Genomic DNA, 16,237 nt, shown 5'->3' on the forward strand with positions numbered 1-16,237 from the left:
TAATAGGATGCTATGACGCCGCATATCGGACAGCGGATTACCGCCCAGTTTGACGCGCTAACTGCCCAGGAGCAGCGGGTGGCGAGTTTTATCCTCGATCACTTTGATGATCTGGCGGTGTATAGCGCCGCTGATTTGGCGCGTTTGACTGGGGTGTCCAAATCGACGGTTAGCCGCCTATTCAAGCGGCTGGGGTTTGAGAGCTACCGCACCGTTAAAGACCACGCCCGCCAGCTACGTAACTTGGGCGTGCCTTTGGTGATCGACCCCAACGCCATGCAGGAAGAGGCCGGGGCACCGTTTCAGCGCCATTTGCAGCGGGAGCAGGATAATCTACAGCGCTGCTTAAACGGCATTGAGGCGGATCAATTTGCGGCACTGGTAGAGCGGTTGGATAGCGCGCGTCATGTGGTCGTGATCGGCTTTCGTAACAGCTACCCGCTAGCGCTGCATTTTCGCCAGCAGTTGATTCAGGCGCGTACCCAGGTGCGGGTGGTTCCTCACCCAAATCAGTCGTTAGCGGAAGAGATTGTTGATCTCACCGAGCAAGACGTGGTGGTGCTATTTGGTTTTCGCCGCCGCCCAGCGGCATTTGCTTCGCTAATTGATGCACTTGAGCGAACACCTGCCAAGGTAGCCTTACTGGCTGACCCCACCGCGATCAATTTTGCCTCACAGGTAACTTGGTTTTTTGAAGCGCCGCTGGAAAGTCTCTCCGCTTTCGATAGCTACGCCGCCGCCAATAGCCTGATCTGCTTGATCGCCAACGGCGTACTGCATCGGCGCCTTGCAGAAGGGCGAGAGCGCATCAGCGCGATCAGCGATGTTTACGCTGAGCTTAGTGAGTTGGAAGCGCCCACCAGCGTGGACTGGGGTGCCCAGTAGGCTTTGCACGAAAACTGTCTGCGCTCGACAATATGGCGTTAAAAATAGCCTCGTGCGCGAGTCCGATCAAAATGCTCACTTACAAACCCATCTCTGCCGTGCGCTAACCTGTCCACTGTGTTGCCTGAGCGAAAATAAGAAAGCCCAGGGCAATCGCTATCCAGACGCAAAAAAGTGGGAAGAAGAATTTGACCCACTTTTGCCACGGTACACCCGCCAGCGCCAGGGTCGCCATAAAGTAGCCCGAGGTTGGGTAAATGATATTACCGATACCGTCACCCAACTGGAACGCCAGCACCGCCGTTTGGCGGGTCACGCCGATGATGTCGGAGAGCGGTGCCATCAGCGGCATGGTGACCAGCGCTTGACCGCTGCCGGAGGGGACAATGAAATTGAAGCCTAGCTGGGCGAAGAACATGCCAATCGCTGAGAGCAGGGTGGGCAGGCCTCCGACGAGGTTGCCAAGCCCAAACACCAGCGTGTCCATGATTTGGCCATCTTCCAGCATCACCGCAACACCCCGCGCGACGCCGGCGATCATGGCCCCAACTAGTACATCGCGGAAGCCCTGGTTGAAGCCAGCGCATATTTCGTCGGTATCGAGGCCTGCGATTAGGCCCACTACAATCCCCATGATGATAAATAGGCCTGCCATCTCCATCATGAACCAGCCTTGCTGCAGCACGCCATAGACGAGTACCGCGAAGAAGGCGAAGGTGGCAACGGCAGCCAGTTTCTGGCGAGCGGTGGCGATTAAGGCAGGGCTATTGTCAGCATGCTGGTAAAGCGTACGTTTTTCGGATTCGCTAGTGTCACTGCTCAGCAGGCTAAGCGAAGGAGTCTGGTGCACCCTGCGGGCATAACGCATAACGAAGAAAATGGCCGCGGCTAACATCACCACAAACGCCATGACGCGCAAGCCATAGCCGGAGTAGAGAGGAAGATCTGAGAGTTGCTGCCCGAGGCCGGTATTGATTGGGTTGAGTACCCCTGTCGTGAAACCGACGGTGGTGGCACAAAGTGCCACTGCCGCTGCAGTGACTGAATCGAAACGTAAGGCAATCATTAGCGGCAAGATAACCGGCACATAGACCAGCGCCAACTCCTGGGTACCGATAACCGTCGCGATCAGTGCAAATACCGTCATTAATACGGGGATAGTGAGCAGGCTCTGTCGTGCAAAGCGACGCGTCAGCTTATCAACGCCTATTTCAATAATACCGGTGCGCCTTAGCACCATGAACATACCGCCAATCATGAAGGTGAAAAAGACGACTTCACCGGCACTCATCAAGCCATTCGGGATCGCCAGCATAAAGTCGATGATACCAATCGGTGAGGAGGCGATCTGTTCATAAGAGGTCGGGTCAATAGTGATACGACCATTGGGGCCAGGAACACGCTCGAACTGCCCGGCAGGCACAAAATGCGTCGCTATTGCTGCTAAGCCGATAAAAATGAACAGAACCACGTAAATATCAGGGATCCGACACCAGCTTTTTTTAGCCGCAGGGCTATCAGAGGAAGACGAAGAGAGGGGACGTTGGGACATGTTATGCCTCGCGTTATAAGACCGCCATAGATGACGGCTATTGTTATTAATACTTACCTGGAGCAACGACATGGTCTGTGGAAGCAACGAGCAGGTCGACCAAAGTTGCTGTATATGGGCATATCCGTATAGTTTTAGATTTATGAAACGAAAGTTGCCAAATAATTTACTCTTGGGAGAATTGTTTCACAAGTATTTCGTTAAATCGCTTTATTGTGGCTCGTTAATCTTGTATACAATATGAGAGTATTGTGTCTTCACTAAGTCATGTAGGTTCTAAAATGCCAGCTAACTACTACGCCCCTACCGGGGGGCATCCGCCACAAACACAGCTAACCGCTGACCGTGCCGTGTTCACAGAAGCGTATGCGTTGATTCCCAAAGGCGTGATGCGCGATATCGTCACCAGCAACTTACCTTTCTGGGAAGGCACTCGGTTATGGGTGCTGGCGCGTCCGCTTTCAGGCTTTGCTGAAACGTTCTCGCAATACATTATGGAAGTACAGCCTGAGGGCGGCAGTGAAAAGCCGGAGTTAGACCCCCAGGCCGAAGGCGTACTGTTCATTGTGGAAGGTGAGTTAACGCTTACTCTGGCGGGTGAGCGCCACACGATGCGCCCCGGTGGCTATGCGTTTCTTCCCCCAGGTAGCCACTGGCAAGTGCGCAATGAGTCATCTGCGCCCGTACGTTTTCACTGGGTGCGTAAAGCGTATCAGTTTGTAGAGGGACTAGACGTACCGAAGGCTTTTGTCACCAATGAGCAAGACATTGCTCCCCTCGAAATGCCGGGAACCGAAGGTCGCTGGGCAACCACGCGCTTTGTCGATCCTGCTGATGTGCGCCACGACATGCACGTCAATATCGTGACTTTTCAGCCAGGTGGCGTGATTCCTTTTGATGAAACTCACGTGATGGAGCATGGGCTTTATGTGTTGGAAGGGAAGGCGGTGTATCACCTTAACCAGCAATGGGTTGAGGTAGAGGCAGGCGACTTTATGTGGCTTCGCGCATTCTGCCCTCAAGCGTGTTACGCCGGTGGTCCGGGGCCATTCCGCTACTTACTGTACAAAGACGTCAACCGCCACGCCGCACTCAAGCTCTAGCATTGAGCTCAGGCGTTTAAGTTCTGGTATACAAGTTCTGGTATATAAGTTCCGGCGTTGGCTGCTTCGCTGTGTTGTTATTCGGAGAAGCAGCCTATTTTAGGATTTTATAATGATTAAATTGATAGCCGAACCACTAACAGCCGAGGCGTTTGCGCCTTTTGGCGATGTGATAGATGCCCGCACATCAGCGTCGTTTCCCATTAATGCTGGTCGTACCCAGCGCCATCATGATCTGGCGAGCGTTGAGACATTAGGCGACAACGCCCATGCGCTGATTAATATTTTTGTCAGCCAGCCGATTACGCTACCGTTGGAATTAACCTTTTTAGAGCGTCACCCTCAGGGTAGCCAAGCCTTTATGCCGCTGCATCAAGAGCGCTTTATTGTGGTGGTAGCCCCCCCTGGTGACACCATTAACGCTGCAGATGTACGCGCGTTCGTTACTGATGGCCGTCAGGGCGTCAATTACCGGGCAGGCACTTGGCATGCTATTCAGTCGGTGCTTGAGCGTGAGGGCGAGTTTTTAGTGGTAGATAGGGGAGGTGATGGCAATAACTGCGATGAGTATTCGCTTGATATTACCGTTACTCTAGGCGAATAACTTGCGCTAACAGCATACGGTTGTCATCTTGCTCAGGTTAGCTTTTGACTGAACGAGAAAAATAGAGCGCACATTGCGCGTAGGAGACCAGCATGTCACAAGCCCACCGTTTGCCAAAACTACTCAAAATGCTGCGTCACTACGACGACCCAGTCAGCGGTGCGGATCTGGCTGAAGCGCTAGGTATACCGCTGAGTGTTCTCTACAAAGATATTGCTGTGCTTAGAGCCGTTGGGGTCGAGATTGTTAGTGAACCAGGCCAAGGCTATGTTCTCCCGCCTAGCGCTCAATTACCTCCCCCAACGCTCAGTGAGCCAGCCGCCGAACGGTCTGACGAACTGGTTTTCTATACGCATCCCCTTTCGCGGGGAGGCATTGTGCACTGGATGCTTGAAGAGCTTGGTGTGCCTTATCGCTTAGTGGTCCTGGAGTATGGGTCCACAATGCATTCGCCAGACTATTTAGCCATCAACCCGATGGGCAAGGTACCAGCTATTCGCCACGGTGAGCGAGTGGTCACGGAGGCTGCCGCTATCTGTGCTTATCTTGCCGATGCTTTCCCCGAGGCTGGTTTGGCACCGCCGCTTTCAGCAAGAGGCGACTATTATCGCTGGTTATTCTTCGCTGCTGGGCCGCTAGAAGCCGCTGCCTCGCTTAATAGCTTGGGCTTCCAACCTGATGCAGAGCAGCGTATGCGGCTAGGTTCTGGCGACTTTGCGACGGTGATTGAGGTTCTGGCTGCGGCCGTTAATGGACGCCGCTACATCGCTGGTGATGCTTTTAGCGCCGCCGATGTTTATGTCGGTTCCCACATTGGATGGGGAATGCAGTTTGGAACTCTTCCACGCCGTCCTGAATTCGAACATTACTGGGCGGGGCTGCAAAACCGTCCTGCACGGCAGCATTGCGAGCTGTTCATCCAGCAGGCGTTGGCACAGTAGTTACCCTGTGAGTGGTGACGCGCCAGAGGTAGTCGTCCCCACGCTGATGAACGCTTATTAAGTTTTTATTCTCATTCTATTAATAATTAGGAAAATTATGAACGCACTGCACTTCTCTTCGATCCGTCGTACTAAAATTGTCGCCACCCTGGGCCCCGCCAGCGACCGGGAAGGTGTCTTAGAAGCCATGTTAGCGGCGGGTGTTGATGTGGTGCGTTTAAATTTCTCGCATGGCACCGCGGATGATCATCGTCGACGCTTAATGCGCGTGCGCGAGATTGCTGCTCAGCTGGGCCGAAGTGTCGCAGCGCTGGGTGACCTTCAAGGCCCTAAAATTCGTATCGCGCGCTTCAAAGAGGGCGCTGTGGTTCTTCAAGAGGGCCAGCCGTTTATTCTCGATATGGCGCTTGATGGTGATGCGGGCGATGTGCACCAAGTGGGCTGCGACTACAAAACCTTGGCGCAAGATGTGACGGCCGGTGACTGCCTACTGCTAGATGATGGTCGTGTGGTACTGGATGTCACACGAGTAGATGGCCAACAGGTACACACCGACGTGGTGGTGGGCGGTAAGCTCTCCAACCATAAGGGTATTAACAAACAGGGCGGTGGGCTTTCTGCTCCCGCGTTGACCGAGAAAGATAAAATTGACCTAAAAACCGCTGTTGAGATTGGTGTCGACTACCTTGCTATCTCATTCCCTCGTCATGCGGAAGATATGTTAGAGGCGCGCCGTCTACTCGGTGAAGCAGGTAAAGATATTGGCTTAGTTGCCAAGGTGGAACGTGCTGAAGCCGTAGCGGATGAGACAACCCTTGACGGCATTATTGAAGCATCAGAAGCGGTCATGGTGGCGCGTGGTGATTTAGGGGTCGAGATTGGCGATGCCAAGTTGGTCGGCGTGCAGAAGCGCATGATCAAGCGCGCACGTTCGCTTAACCGCGCTGTGATTACCGCCACGCAAATGATGGAAAGCATGATTTCTGCGCCGCTGCCTACCCGTGCAGAGGTATTCGACGTTGCCAACGCGGTGCTGGATGGCAGTGATGCGGTAATGCTTTCCGCCGAAACGGCTGCAGGTGATTACCCACTGGAAACCGTTGAGGCGATGGCACGAGTATGCTTAGGCGCCGAGCGTGAGAAAACTGCCCAAGAGTCAGGACACCGTATTCATGAAGGTTTCTCACGGCCAGACGAAACCATTGCACTTTCGGCAATGTATGCTGCTAACCATATGAAAGGCGTGACTGCGATTGCCTGTATGACCTCTTCGGGTTATACGCCGCTAATTGCCTCGCGTATTCGTTCAGGCTTACCTATCGTAGGACTTGCCCACACCCCCATTGCTCAACGCCGTATGGCGCTTTATCGTGGTGTTGTATCACTGCCGTTTGATACCTCAGCAATGAGCGCCACAGAGTTGAATGACGAAGCACTGACGCTGTTGGTTAAGCAGGGTGTTGTTAAGCTTGGCGATCATGTGATACTGACTCGAGGTGATCATATGAACGCTCATGGCGGCACTAATACCATGAAGATCATGGCAATTACCGAACAGCATATTGAGCAAGCGCAGCGCTGATTGATGCGAATCCTGCTATTAACGTATTTACTGTTTGTTACTGCGCCTGTGTTTGCAGGCGCACCTATTATTGCAGCAGCTTCTAATCTGCAGTTTGCACTGGAAGAGGCTGCGCAACGCTTTACCCAGCAAACGGGCCATGCCCTGCGCCTCAATTTTGGTTCCTCCGGAAATTTTCGCCGCCAAATTGCTCAAGGGGCTCCCTTTGAGCTATTTCTCTCGGCGAACGAATCTTTTGTACAAGCGCTTTATCAACAAGGCCACGTCGATAACGAGGGCGTTATTTACGCTCGTGGTCGGCTAGCGTGGGCGCAGCCTAAAGGAAAGTACCCACCACCTGAGGCACACACGCCGCTTGCTGGTGTTTATGAAGCTATTGCCGCACTTGAGGAGGGGCAGCGTCAGCGTATCGCGATTGCCAGCCCTGAGCACGCGCCTTACGGAGTTGCTGCTCAAGAGGTATTGCTACAGGCTGGGCTGTGGGAAGCTAGCGAGCCATTGCGCATTCAAGGCGAAAATGTATCGCAAACGCTGCAGTTTGCTCTGTCGGATGATGCCCGGGGTGGGTTAGTAGCGTACTCATTAGTGCTGGCTCCAACCCTCAGCGAGCGAAGTGAGTTTGTATTGATTCCCGAAGCGTGGCACACACCGTTGCGTCAACGTATGGTACTTACACCTCAGGCAGGAGAGGTGGCTCAGGCTTTTTATGCATGGCTTCAGCAAGCAGACGCGCAGGCTATTTTCCAACAGTACGGTTTTAATACAGATTAATGGACTGGACAGCGCTCTCGGTATCGCTGCACTTAGCAGGCTTGACCTGTCTTTTTTTGCTGCCCGTTGGGGTGTGGCTAGGCCGTGCATTGGCTACCGCACATTTTCGCGGCAAAGGGCTATGCGAAGCGCTAGTGGCGTTACCGTTAGTGTTGCCACCCACCGTGCTTGGCTTTTACTTGCTACAACAATTTGGCCGTGACGCTCCCCTGGGAAGTGTTTGGGCTTTGTTAACAGGAGGCGGGCTCAACTTTACTTTTAGCGGTATCTTGCTCGCCTCACTAATCGCTAATTTACCTTTTGCAATTCAGCCTATTCAGCGTGCGTTTGAGAATGTGCCAACTAATCTGCGTGAAGCTGCCTGGTGCAGCGGGCTGAGCCCTTGGCAAACATTTTTGCGCATTGAACTACCGCTGGTATGGCCGGGCATTCTTTCCGCTCTCGCATTAACATTCGCCCATACGTTGGGAGAGTTTGGGGTGATTTTAATGGTCGGTGGTGCGATTGATGGGGAAACCCGCACGCTAGCGATTGCTATCTATGATCGGGTCCAGGCGTTCGATGAGCAGGGGGCCGCACGTATGTCAGCGCTGTTGTTATTGGTGTCGTTAACGACCCTAGGTCTGGTATACGGGCTTGCAGGCAAGCGCAGGTGGGGACGTGGCTAAAGTGAATACGGGCAGTGGGCTGGAGGTAATGGCTAAGCAGTGCGGTCCGATACCGCTGGATGCGACATTTAGCTGTCCTGCGGGCGAACTTCTAGCACTGGTAGGCCCGTCCGGCAGTGGCAAAACCACGTTACTGCGTACTATCGCTGGCCTGTATCAGCCAGAGCAGGGCCATGTGGCATGTTTGGGCAGCACTTGGTTAGCAACGGAGCGGCGCTACTCGCTTACCCCCCAGCAGCGAAAAATCGGCATCGTATTTCAAGATTATGCGCTGTTTCCCCATCTCAGTGCGCTAGCGAATGTCCAGCTTGCCCTGGGACATCTTCCTTATTCTGAACGTCCGCTCCGTGCGCAGCAGTGGCTTGCCAATGTGCGTTTGGAGGGGCTGGAAAAGCGCTTTCCTAACGAGCTTTCTGGCGGCCAGCGCCAACGAGTGGCGCTGGCACGCGCCTTAGCTCGTGAACCGCAGGTATTGTTGCTAGATGAACCCTTCTCAGCCGTTGATCAGGTGACCCGACGCCGATTGCAGCGAGAACTGGCGCTGTTGCGTCAGCAAATATCGATTCCCATTATCTTGGTTACCCACGATTTAGAAGAAGCCACTGCGCTAGCAGATCAAATCTGCGTGCTGCATAACGGCGTAAGTCTTCAGCAGGGGAGCCCGGAAGCACTATTTCGGCGGCCTGCTTCGCCGCTGGTGGCAAGGCTTTTAGATCGCCACAATATTTTTGAGGGTGAAGTAACCAGTGTTAATGGTCACAAACGGCTGCAGTGGGGGGATCGATACTTAGAGGTTGCCGCAGGCCTCTCTGGTCTGCCGCTGGGTGAGAGAGTGACGTGGTACTTACCGCCTTCCGATATTGTGTTGCATCGCCGTGGTCGGCCTTCACAGGGTGAGCGTGAAAACCCGGTGGCCGCTATTGTGCATGAAATGATCGTTCTCGGCGGTATCACCTCAATCTCGCTGCGCGTTTTGCATGGCGATATGCTACGTTTCGATATTGCCACCCATGCTGCTAGGCGCAACCAGCTAGCACTGGGGGAGCCGGTATATGTGTCGCTGCTTGCTGAAGGCATTCATATTATGTCAGGAAAACATGTGGCTATGTCGTCACGCCATATATCCTCAAATAACCTAGCTTCAAATAACCAGTCCGCTAATAACATGCCCTCTCACCATAAAAGGAACCTGCCATGACTGTTACTCGCCGTCAGCTACTGAAGACGTCTTTGGGAGTTTCACTAGCGGCGAGCTTACCGTTGCCGCTGTTGAGCGCTTGGGCTGATGAATCTCGCCAAGCCTCGACATTGCCATTAGCGGTTCACAGCCAGGAAGGCCCTCATCGATTAGACGTTGAAGTTGCCGAGACCGCCGCTCAGCGACAGCGCGGCTTAATGGAACGCGAGCACCTGCCGGAAGCGCGTGGCATGCTGTTCCGGTTCGAGAGCGAACAGCCCGCTGGCAACGCCTTTTGGATGTACCGCACGTTAATCCCCTTGGATATTGCTTTTATCAACGGCGAAGGGCGGATTGTGGCGATCAACACCATGCAACCCTGCGCGTCCGATAGCCCTCGTGAGTGCCCCGCATACCCCGCAGGTGCGTCTTATCATGCTGCGCTGGAAGTTAACGCAGGCTACTTCGCTGAGCGTGGTATCCAGGTGGGCGACTGTGTATCAGTCCCTGCTTTGGCTGGGTTTTGCCGCCCTGATGCATAGCACTTATAACAGGCACTTAGAAACAGTACGCCGACACCGGCGTACTACAATGGCTTTGCTGGACGACGCTTACCAACGTTGAGCACGATCAGAGCAATACCGGCTACCACAAGCCCCCCGCCTGCCAGCTTATGGATTCCTAAGCTGTCGCCCATCAATAGCACGCCCAAGCCAACAGCAAGTACCGGTACCAGTAAGGTCATTGGTACCACGCGATTCACAGGATGACGGCGTAGTAAGGCATACCAAATGCCATAAGCAACAATTGATGACATTACCGCGGTGTAAATCATCGCTCCCCATCCGCGCCAGCTTGCTTGCTGAATGGCCTGCCACTGGCCTGTTTCAAATAGCCAAGACCCTAACGCGACCTGAGGAACCGCAAACAGCGCTACCCAGCCTGCCAGTGCTAAGGGAGCGATAGGCGGACCGCGCTTAATCAACAGTTGGGAAACTGCCCAGCCAAACGCGCTTAACAAAAGAATCGTCAGCGGCAGTGGCGAGGGCAACGTTGGCCCGCCTGCGAGCACAATGATGCCCGCGAAAGAGAACAGCAGCCCCGCGATGCGCTTTGCTCCCAGTTTTTCTTTAAGAAATACCACTGCCAGTAGCGTGGCAAACGGCATACCCATCTGTACCAACAGTGCACCAGTGCCTGCTTCTGCTTGGCCTAAACCGATAAACAGCAGCGCAAAATGCAGGCTGCCAAACGTGAAAGAGAGTAAGAGCAAAAAAGGCAGCTGAGCGCGAGCGACAGGGTAGAAAGGCACCAATAGGACAGCGACCAGCGCAAAGCGCAGGGTAGTCATTAGTAGTGGCGGTAGCTCCGCCACCCCCACCTTTATGACAATAATATTCAGCGCCCAAATGGCGATGACAAATAGGCCTAACAACAGGTCGCGTAGTGGCACGGTGATATCCATGGCTAGATGAAAAAAGATGCTCATTATAGCAGCTCGGGTGACTGCAAAAATAATGCAAAACACTACGGTTCCACTGTGTTGTTGTAGTGCGTCATACCAAAGTTTAAAGTTTCTTTTTAACAATATTTAAAACTTTATAATCAATAATTTACTCCTTAATTGACGTTTTAATAACGTTATCATCCACTCATCGAAGACCAATAAATCAGCCTTTTCTTGCATATGTTTCGGTGATGCTCTAAAAAAATGTAACCGATTACATTTTTGGCGTCGGCACTTTTACAACGCATAACAAGCCAACAACAATGAGGTGGATATGGATACCCCGCTACGCCCAAAACGTTTGGGCACACAGGCTCTGCTGGCTGCTAGCGCAGTGACGCTGTCAGTGCTGAGTATGCCTGGCGTTGCTCAAGCTCAACAAAGCAGCACAGCAGAATTACCCATTGCTGTTCAAATGTATACGCTGCGTGATTTTGGCAATTTGGAGGAGCAGTTAGCCGCCGTAAATCGGGCGGGAATCTCTGCCATTGAGACGGTCGGAACCCAGGAAGTATCAGCCGAAGAACTCAACGCTTTGTTAGAAGAACACGCGCTTGAGGTGATCTCAAGTCATGTACAGCTAGACGATTTGCGCAATCGCTTAGATGAAACGGTGGAGTTTAATCAGGCGGTGGGTAATGACACCTTAACAGTGCCTTATCTAGCCGAGGATGCACGGCCTAGCGATGTCGAGGGCTGGCAGGCGCTGGGTGAAGAGTTAGGTGAGATTGCCGCTGAGCTCGATACCGAAGGTTTCCGGTTGGCGTACCACAACCATGATTTCGAGATGGAAGTGTATGACGGTAAAACCGCGTTAGAGCATCTGTTTGATGCGGCTGGATCTGATCTGCTGGCAGAGTTGGATATCGCCTGGGTGGCACGTGGCGGGTTTGACCCGGTTGAGTATGTCTCGCGCTTCGATGGGCAACTGTTTGCCGTTCACGCCAAAGATAATGCTCCAGAAGGCACCGCTGAAGAAGAGGGCGGTTTCGCGACACTCGGGGAAGGTGTACTGGATTGGGATGCCATCTTGCCCGCCACCGAGGCCGCTGATGTTGAGTGGTACATCATCGAACACGATATGCCACTCGACGCAGAAGCGGTGATTACCGAGGGCAACAGCTTCTTGCAGGAAAAACTGACAGCGCTTCGAGAAGAGTAATGCACGCCTAGGCCATCTCATTTAGGTGACGAACGCGAGGATACTTTATGAAGCGCTACCTTCTTGATCGGCGTAGCCTGCTGCGCCACAGCGTTACCGGTGCTATTGGTCTGGCGGCGCTACCTCAGCTTGGATCTCGAGCCCTAGCTGACGATGCGCCTGCTCAGCAGGCACTAAAAGGCAATATTCATCATTCGGTCGCCCGTTGGACATTTGATTTTCTGTCTCTGGAAGAGCTTTGCCAGCTTTCAACCGAGCTGGGCATTACGGCGATTGATTTGGTGGGGCCAGAAGAGTGGCCTGTGCTTCAGCGGTATGGACTCGACTCCTCCATGTGTAATGGCGCTGAGTTGAGTCTTGAAGATGGCTGGGGCGATACCCGCTTTCACTCAGCGCTGATTGAGCGATACCTTCAACATATCGATCTGGTCAGCCAAGCGGGTTACACCAATCTCATCTGTTTTAGCGGCAATGCCCGAGGTATGAACCCTGAACAGGGTTTGCAAAATGCCGAAACGGGACTAAAGCAGATTCTTGCCCAGGCAGAGGCAAAAGGCGTGGTGCTACAGATGGAGCTGTTCAACAGCAAAATCGACCACCCTGATTACCTTTGCGACAACTCTGCATGGGGGATCGAGCTTTGCCGTCGCCTCGATTCGCCCAACTTCAAACTGCTCTATGACATCTATCACATGCAGATTAGTGAAGGCGATGTTATTCGCACTATCCGTGAAAACCATCGCTTTTTCGGCCATTACCATACTGCTGGTGTGCCCGGGCGCCATGAAATAGACGACACCCAAGAACTTAACTACCCCGCAATTTGCCGCGCTATTCGAGATACCGGCTTTCAGGGCTATATCGCCCAAGAATTTCTCCCTGACCGTACTAGCCAACAGGCAAAAATAGAATCACTACAAGCGGCTATTCAGCGCTGCGATGTGTGATTCGGCGCGAACAACAACACAATAAGGAAAATGACCATGCCAGATAATCACTACGATGCCATCGTGGTTGGCTCAGGCATTAGCGGTGGCTGGGCCGCTAAAGAGCTCACTGAAAAAGGCTTGAAGGTTTTACTGCTTGAGCGTGGGCGCAATATTGAGCACGTGAAGGATTACCACAATGCCAATAAAGAGGCGTGGGATTATCCCCACCGCAATGAGCCGACCCAGGAGATGATCGCTAAACACCCCGTGCTCAAGCGCGACTACCCCCTTAATGAAGCCACCATGGGCATGTGGGCGGATGAGCAGGCCAATCCCTACGTAGAAGAGAAGCGCTTTGACTGGTTTCGCGGCTATCACGTAGGGGGGCGCTCATTGCTTTGGGGTCGGCAAAGCTATCGGCTCAGCCCCATGGACTTCGAGGCCAACCAGCGTGAAGGCATCGCCATCGACTGGCCGATTCGCTATGAAGATATCGCCCCGTGGTATGACTATGTAGAGCGCTTTGCCGGTATTGCAGGCACCCAGGAAGGGCTAGATATTCTTCCCGATGGTGAGTTTCTGCCGCCGATACCGCTTAACTGTGTGGAAAAAGATGCCGCCAAGCGTATTAATGAGGCCTTTGGTGGGCAGCGCCATCTTATCCACAGCCGGGTGGCCAATATTACCCAGCCAAAGCCGGAACAAAATCGCGTCAACTGCCAATACCGCAATAAGTGCTGGCTGGGTTGTCCTTTTGGCGCCTATTTCAGTACCCAATCAGCTACTTTGCCGGCTGCAGTGGCTACTGGCAACTTGACCCTGCGGCCATTCTCGATTGTCAGCCAGGTGCTGTATGACAAAGACCGCCAGCGGGCGCGGGGCGTTGAGGTGATTGACGCTGAGACCCATGAAGTCCATGAGTACACCGCTGATGTCATCTTCCTCAATGCGTCTACGTTCAACACTACCTGGATTTTGATGAACTCCGCTACCGATGTCTGGGAAGGGGGCTTGGGCAGTAGCAGTGGCGAACTGGGTCACAACGTGATGGATCACCACTTCCGCTGCGGTGCCAGTGGCGAAGTGGAAGGCTATCTCGACAAATACTACTTCGGACGTCGTCCTGCGGGCTTTTACATTCCGCGCTTTCGCAACGTAGGCGATGAGCAGCGAAGCTACGTGCGCGGGTTTGGTTATCAAGGAGCGGCGAGCCGCGAGGGCTGGGATCGCGAAATTGCTGAGCTCAATATCGGCACTGATTTAAAGCAAGCACTTAGCCAGCCAGGCGGTTGGACGATCGGTATGACAGGCTTCGGCGAAATGCTGCCCGATCACGATAACCGCATCTCCCTTGACCACAGCGTTCGCGATAAATGGGGGCTGCCGGTGCTATCGATCGACGTTGAACTCAAGCAAAACGAGCGCGATATGCGTCGGGACATGGTTCAAGATGCGGTCGATTTACTTGAGGCCGCGGGCGTGAAGAACGTCAAAGGCGAGGTAGGCGATTACGCGCCGGGCATGGGGATCCATGAAATGGGCACTGCACGTATGGGCCGTGACCCGAAAACGTCAGTGCTGAATAGCCATAACCAAGTATGGGATGCGCCCAACGTTTTCGTTACCGATGGCGCCTGCATGACGTCATCCTCTTGCGTGAACCCTTCTCTGACCTATATGGCGCTTACCGCTCGGGCGGTGGACTATGCCGTGGAAGAGCTCAAGCGGGGGAATTTGTCATGAATCGTCGCGAATTACTCAAAATGATCGCCCTGACGACCGGTACCGCGATGATTGGAGGTAAATCCCTATTTGCCTTTAGCGATGCTGGCCAGTCAAACCATCCCTTTAGCAGCCGCGATGTAGAGCGACTGGACGAACTTGCCGAAACCATTCTGCCCAGAACCGATACCCCAGGCGCCAAAGATGCTGGTGTCGGGGAGTTTATGGCCCTGTTCGTCAGCGACTGCTATACGCCCTCAGAAAGAGAGGTGTTTTATTTTGGTTTAGCCCAACTTGAAGCGCGCAGCCGGGCTGCTTATGGGCGCGATTTTATGGCGTTAAATGGCGAGCAGCGATTAGCGCTTATAACCGAGTTGGATCGCGAAGCGATGGCGCACGCCCAGCAACATGCTAGCAGAGAGCAGCCAACCCCTGCTGAAGCACTGACTGCAGAGACCCAGACCGCGCAAAATCAAACGGCGGAAACCCAGTCATCACAGGAGCACGCGAATAGCGATGAAGCGCTTCCACACTACTTCACCATGATGAAGCAGTTAACGCTGTTCGGCTTCTTCACCTCAGAAGTTGGCGCGACGGAAGTCTTGCGTTACGAAGCGGTGCCAGGCCGCTACGAGGGCTGCGCGCCATACAACGGCGAACCTGCATGGGCCACATAATGGAAAGGAAAGCATCTATGACGACTCAACACATACGTGGACTAAAGTTGCGTTCCTGTGCTCAGACACTTTGCCTATTGACCTGCGGCAGTCTGCTGGCATTCGACAGCGTGGCACAGGAAAGTGCCTCGAACGAGGCGCTGACACCCGAACAGCAATCCGCCAAAACTGAAGTCTGGGAGCCTGTGCCCCCTTCGGTTTCAGTGCCTGATACAGGCGTTCCCTCCGATGCCATCGTGCTATTCGATGGCACCGATTTAGGCGCGTGGGAAGCCGAAGAGGGCGGGCAGGCTGAATGGCACGTGGAAGACGGCGTGATGACGGTGAATCGCGGCGCGGGCGGTATACGCACACGTCAGGATTTCTGCGACGTGCAGCTCTACTTGGAGTGGCGATCACCGGCCGATATCGATGGCATGGATGGCCAAGATCGTGGCAATAGCGGCGTCTTCCTGCAGGAGCGTTATGAAGTTCAGGTGCTGGATTCCTACGATAACCCGACCTATCCCAACGGCCAGGCGGCTTCCATCTATAAACAGCATATCCCACTCGTCAATGCATCGCGCCAGCCCGGTGAGTGGCAGAGCTATAATATCCTCTACACTGCACCGCGTTTTGATGGTGAAGGCGCCCTTGAATCGCCTGCCTACATCACCGTGCTGCATAACGGTGTCGTGGTTCAGCACCATGCTGAAGTGCAAGGCACCACCGAGTGGATTGGCGAACCCAATTACGAAGAAGCCCACGGCTGCGCCCCCATTTACCTGCAAGATCACGATGCGGACGTCAGCTTTCGAAACGTCTGGGTAAGAGAGTTATAGCAAAACGCTTTTAAGTACCCAAAGCGAGCAAGCCCAGTCTTTTGATGCTAGACAGTATCGGGGGCTGGGTTTTTTTGCGTTATAGATGTTGTCACTAGCCCGGATTTCTCACAGGGTATAAAAGAAAGCGGCTGAA

The 16,237-nt window shown here is 53.6% G+C and carries 16 protein-coding genes; 14 read left to right on the forward strand and 2 right to left on the reverse strand.

Annotated features, from left to right (window positions below; genetic code table 11):
- The first annotated feature begins 12 nt into the window (after positions 1–12).
- Positions 13–885, forward strand: a complete 873-nt coding sequence (locus tag INT21_RS10640) for a MurR/RpiR family transcriptional regulator (RefSeq protein WP_193061826.1) — start codon at positions 13–15, stop codon at positions 883–885.
- A gap of 103 nt (positions 886–988) precedes the next feature.
- Here the strand turns inward: INT21_RS10640 and INT21_RS10645 are convergent, their stop codons facing one another.
- Positions 989–2,437, reverse strand: coding sequence for a YfcC family protein (locus tag INT21_RS10645; protein WP_193061825.1), 1,449 nt, complete (start codon positions 2,435–2,437; stop codon positions 989–991).
- 281 nt (positions 2,438–2,718) lie between these two features.
- Between INT21_RS10645 and INT21_RS10650 the strand changes: the two genes are divergently transcribed.
- The 8 genes from INT21_RS10650 to INT21_RS10685 all read left to right on the forward strand — a co-directional run bounded on the left by INT21_RS10650 (position 2,719) and on the right by INT21_RS10685 (position 9,825).
- Positions 2,719–3,540, forward strand: a complete 822-nt coding sequence (locus INT21_RS10650) for a bifunctional allantoicase/(S)-ureidoglycine aminohydrolase (RefSeq protein WP_193061824.1) — start codon at positions 2,719–2,721, stop codon at positions 3,538–3,540.
- A gap of 112 nt (positions 3,541–3,652) precedes the next feature.
- A complete protein-coding gene (locus tag INT21_RS10655) occupies positions 3,653–4,144 on the forward strand; it encodes an ureidoglycolate lyase (RefSeq protein WP_089039711.1) in 492 nt (163 codons plus the stop codon).
- A 92-nt stretch (positions 4,145–4,236) separates the two neighbouring features.
- Positions 4,237–5,085 (forward strand): glutathione S-transferase N-terminal domain-containing protein, encoded by an 849-nt coding sequence (locus INT21_RS10660; RefSeq protein WP_089039710.1) that lies wholly within the window; start codon positions 4,237–4,239, stop codon positions 5,083–5,085.
- A gap of 97 nt (positions 5,086–5,182) precedes the next feature.
- Positions 5,183–6,667, forward strand: a complete 1,485-nt coding sequence (pyk, locus tag INT21_RS10665) for a pyruvate kinase (protein ID WP_193085177.1) — start codon at positions 5,183–5,185, stop codon at positions 6,665–6,667.
- A gap of 3 nt (positions 6,668–6,670) precedes the next feature.
- The gene (modA, locus tag INT21_RS10670) at positions 6,671–7,438 is read left to right on the forward strand and encodes a molybdate ABC transporter substrate-binding protein (protein WP_125751145.1); all 768 of its coding nucleotides are present in this window, start codon (positions 6,671–6,673) and stop codon (positions 7,436–7,438) included.
- Positions 7,438–8,106 carry a molybdate ABC transporter permease subunit gene (modB, locus tag INT21_RS10675; RefSeq protein WP_193061822.1) on the forward strand — a complete coding sequence of 223 codons (669 nt, stop codon included), beginning with the start codon at positions 7,438–7,440 and terminating at the stop codon, positions 8,104–8,106. The genes modA and modB overlap by 1 nt, the downstream gene beginning before the upstream one ends.
- Positions 8,099–9,304 carry an ABC transporter ATP-binding protein gene (locus INT21_RS10680; protein WP_268763025.1) on the forward strand — a complete coding sequence of 402 codons (1,206 nt, stop codon included), beginning with the start codon at positions 8,099–8,101 and terminating at the stop codon, positions 9,302–9,304. Before modB ends, INT21_RS10680 begins: the two co-directional genes overlap by 8 nt.
- Positions 9,301–9,825, forward strand: coding sequence for a DUF192 domain-containing protein (locus tag INT21_RS10685; RefSeq protein WP_125751138.1), 525 nt, complete (start codon positions 9,301–9,303; stop codon positions 9,823–9,825). The genes INT21_RS10680 and INT21_RS10685 overlap by 4 nt, the downstream gene beginning before the upstream one ends.
- 44 nt (positions 9,826–9,869) lie before the next feature.
- Here INT21_RS10685 and INT21_RS10690 read toward each other — a convergent pair whose 3' ends face one another.
- Complete coding sequence (locus INT21_RS10690; protein ID WP_193061865.1) at positions 9,870–10,736, reverse strand: DMT family transporter; 867 nt, start codon at positions 10,734–10,736, stop codon at positions 9,870–9,872.
- Between the two features lie 328 nt (positions 10,737–11,064).
- Here INT21_RS10690 and INT21_RS10695 point away from each other — a divergent pair, with 328 nt between their 5' ends.
- From INT21_RS10695 to INT21_RS10715, 5 genes are read left to right on the forward strand one after another with little or no spacing between them, the layout of a single operon-like run.
- On the forward strand, positions 11,065–11,952 hold the full coding sequence (locus INT21_RS10695; protein WP_193061821.1) for a sugar phosphate isomerase/epimerase family protein: 888 nt from the start codon (positions 11,065–11,067) through the stop codon (positions 11,950–11,952).
- Positions 11,953–11,999: 47 nt separating this feature from the next.
- Positions 12,000–12,899 carry a hydroxypyruvate isomerase family protein gene (locus INT21_RS10700; RefSeq protein ID WP_193061820.1) on the forward strand — a complete coding sequence of 300 codons (900 nt, stop codon included), beginning with the start codon at positions 12,000–12,002 and terminating at the stop codon, positions 12,897–12,899.
- A gap of 36 nt (positions 12,900–12,935) precedes the next feature.
- Positions 12,936–14,624, forward strand: coding sequence for a GMC oxidoreductase (locus INT21_RS10705; RefSeq protein WP_193061819.1), 1,689 nt, complete (start codon positions 12,936–12,938; stop codon positions 14,622–14,624).
- Positions 14,621–15,280, forward strand: coding sequence for a gluconate 2-dehydrogenase subunit 3 family protein (locus INT21_RS10710; RefSeq protein WP_193061818.1), 660 nt, complete (start codon positions 14,621–14,623; stop codon positions 15,278–15,280). Before INT21_RS10705 ends, INT21_RS10710 begins: the two co-directional genes overlap by 4 nt.
- A gap of 17 nt (positions 15,281–15,297) precedes the next feature.
- Positions 15,298–16,101 (forward strand): 3-keto-disaccharide hydrolase, encoded by an 804-nt coding sequence (locus INT21_RS10715; RefSeq protein ID WP_193061817.1) that lies wholly within the window; start codon positions 15,298–15,300, stop codon positions 16,099–16,101.
- Positions 16,102–16,237: the final 136 nt, after the last annotated feature.

The organism is Halomonas sp. 3F2F (assembly GCF_014897805.1).
Taxonomy (GTDB): domain Bacteria; phylum Pseudomonadota; class Gammaproteobacteria; order Pseudomonadales; family Halomonadaceae; genus Vreelandella.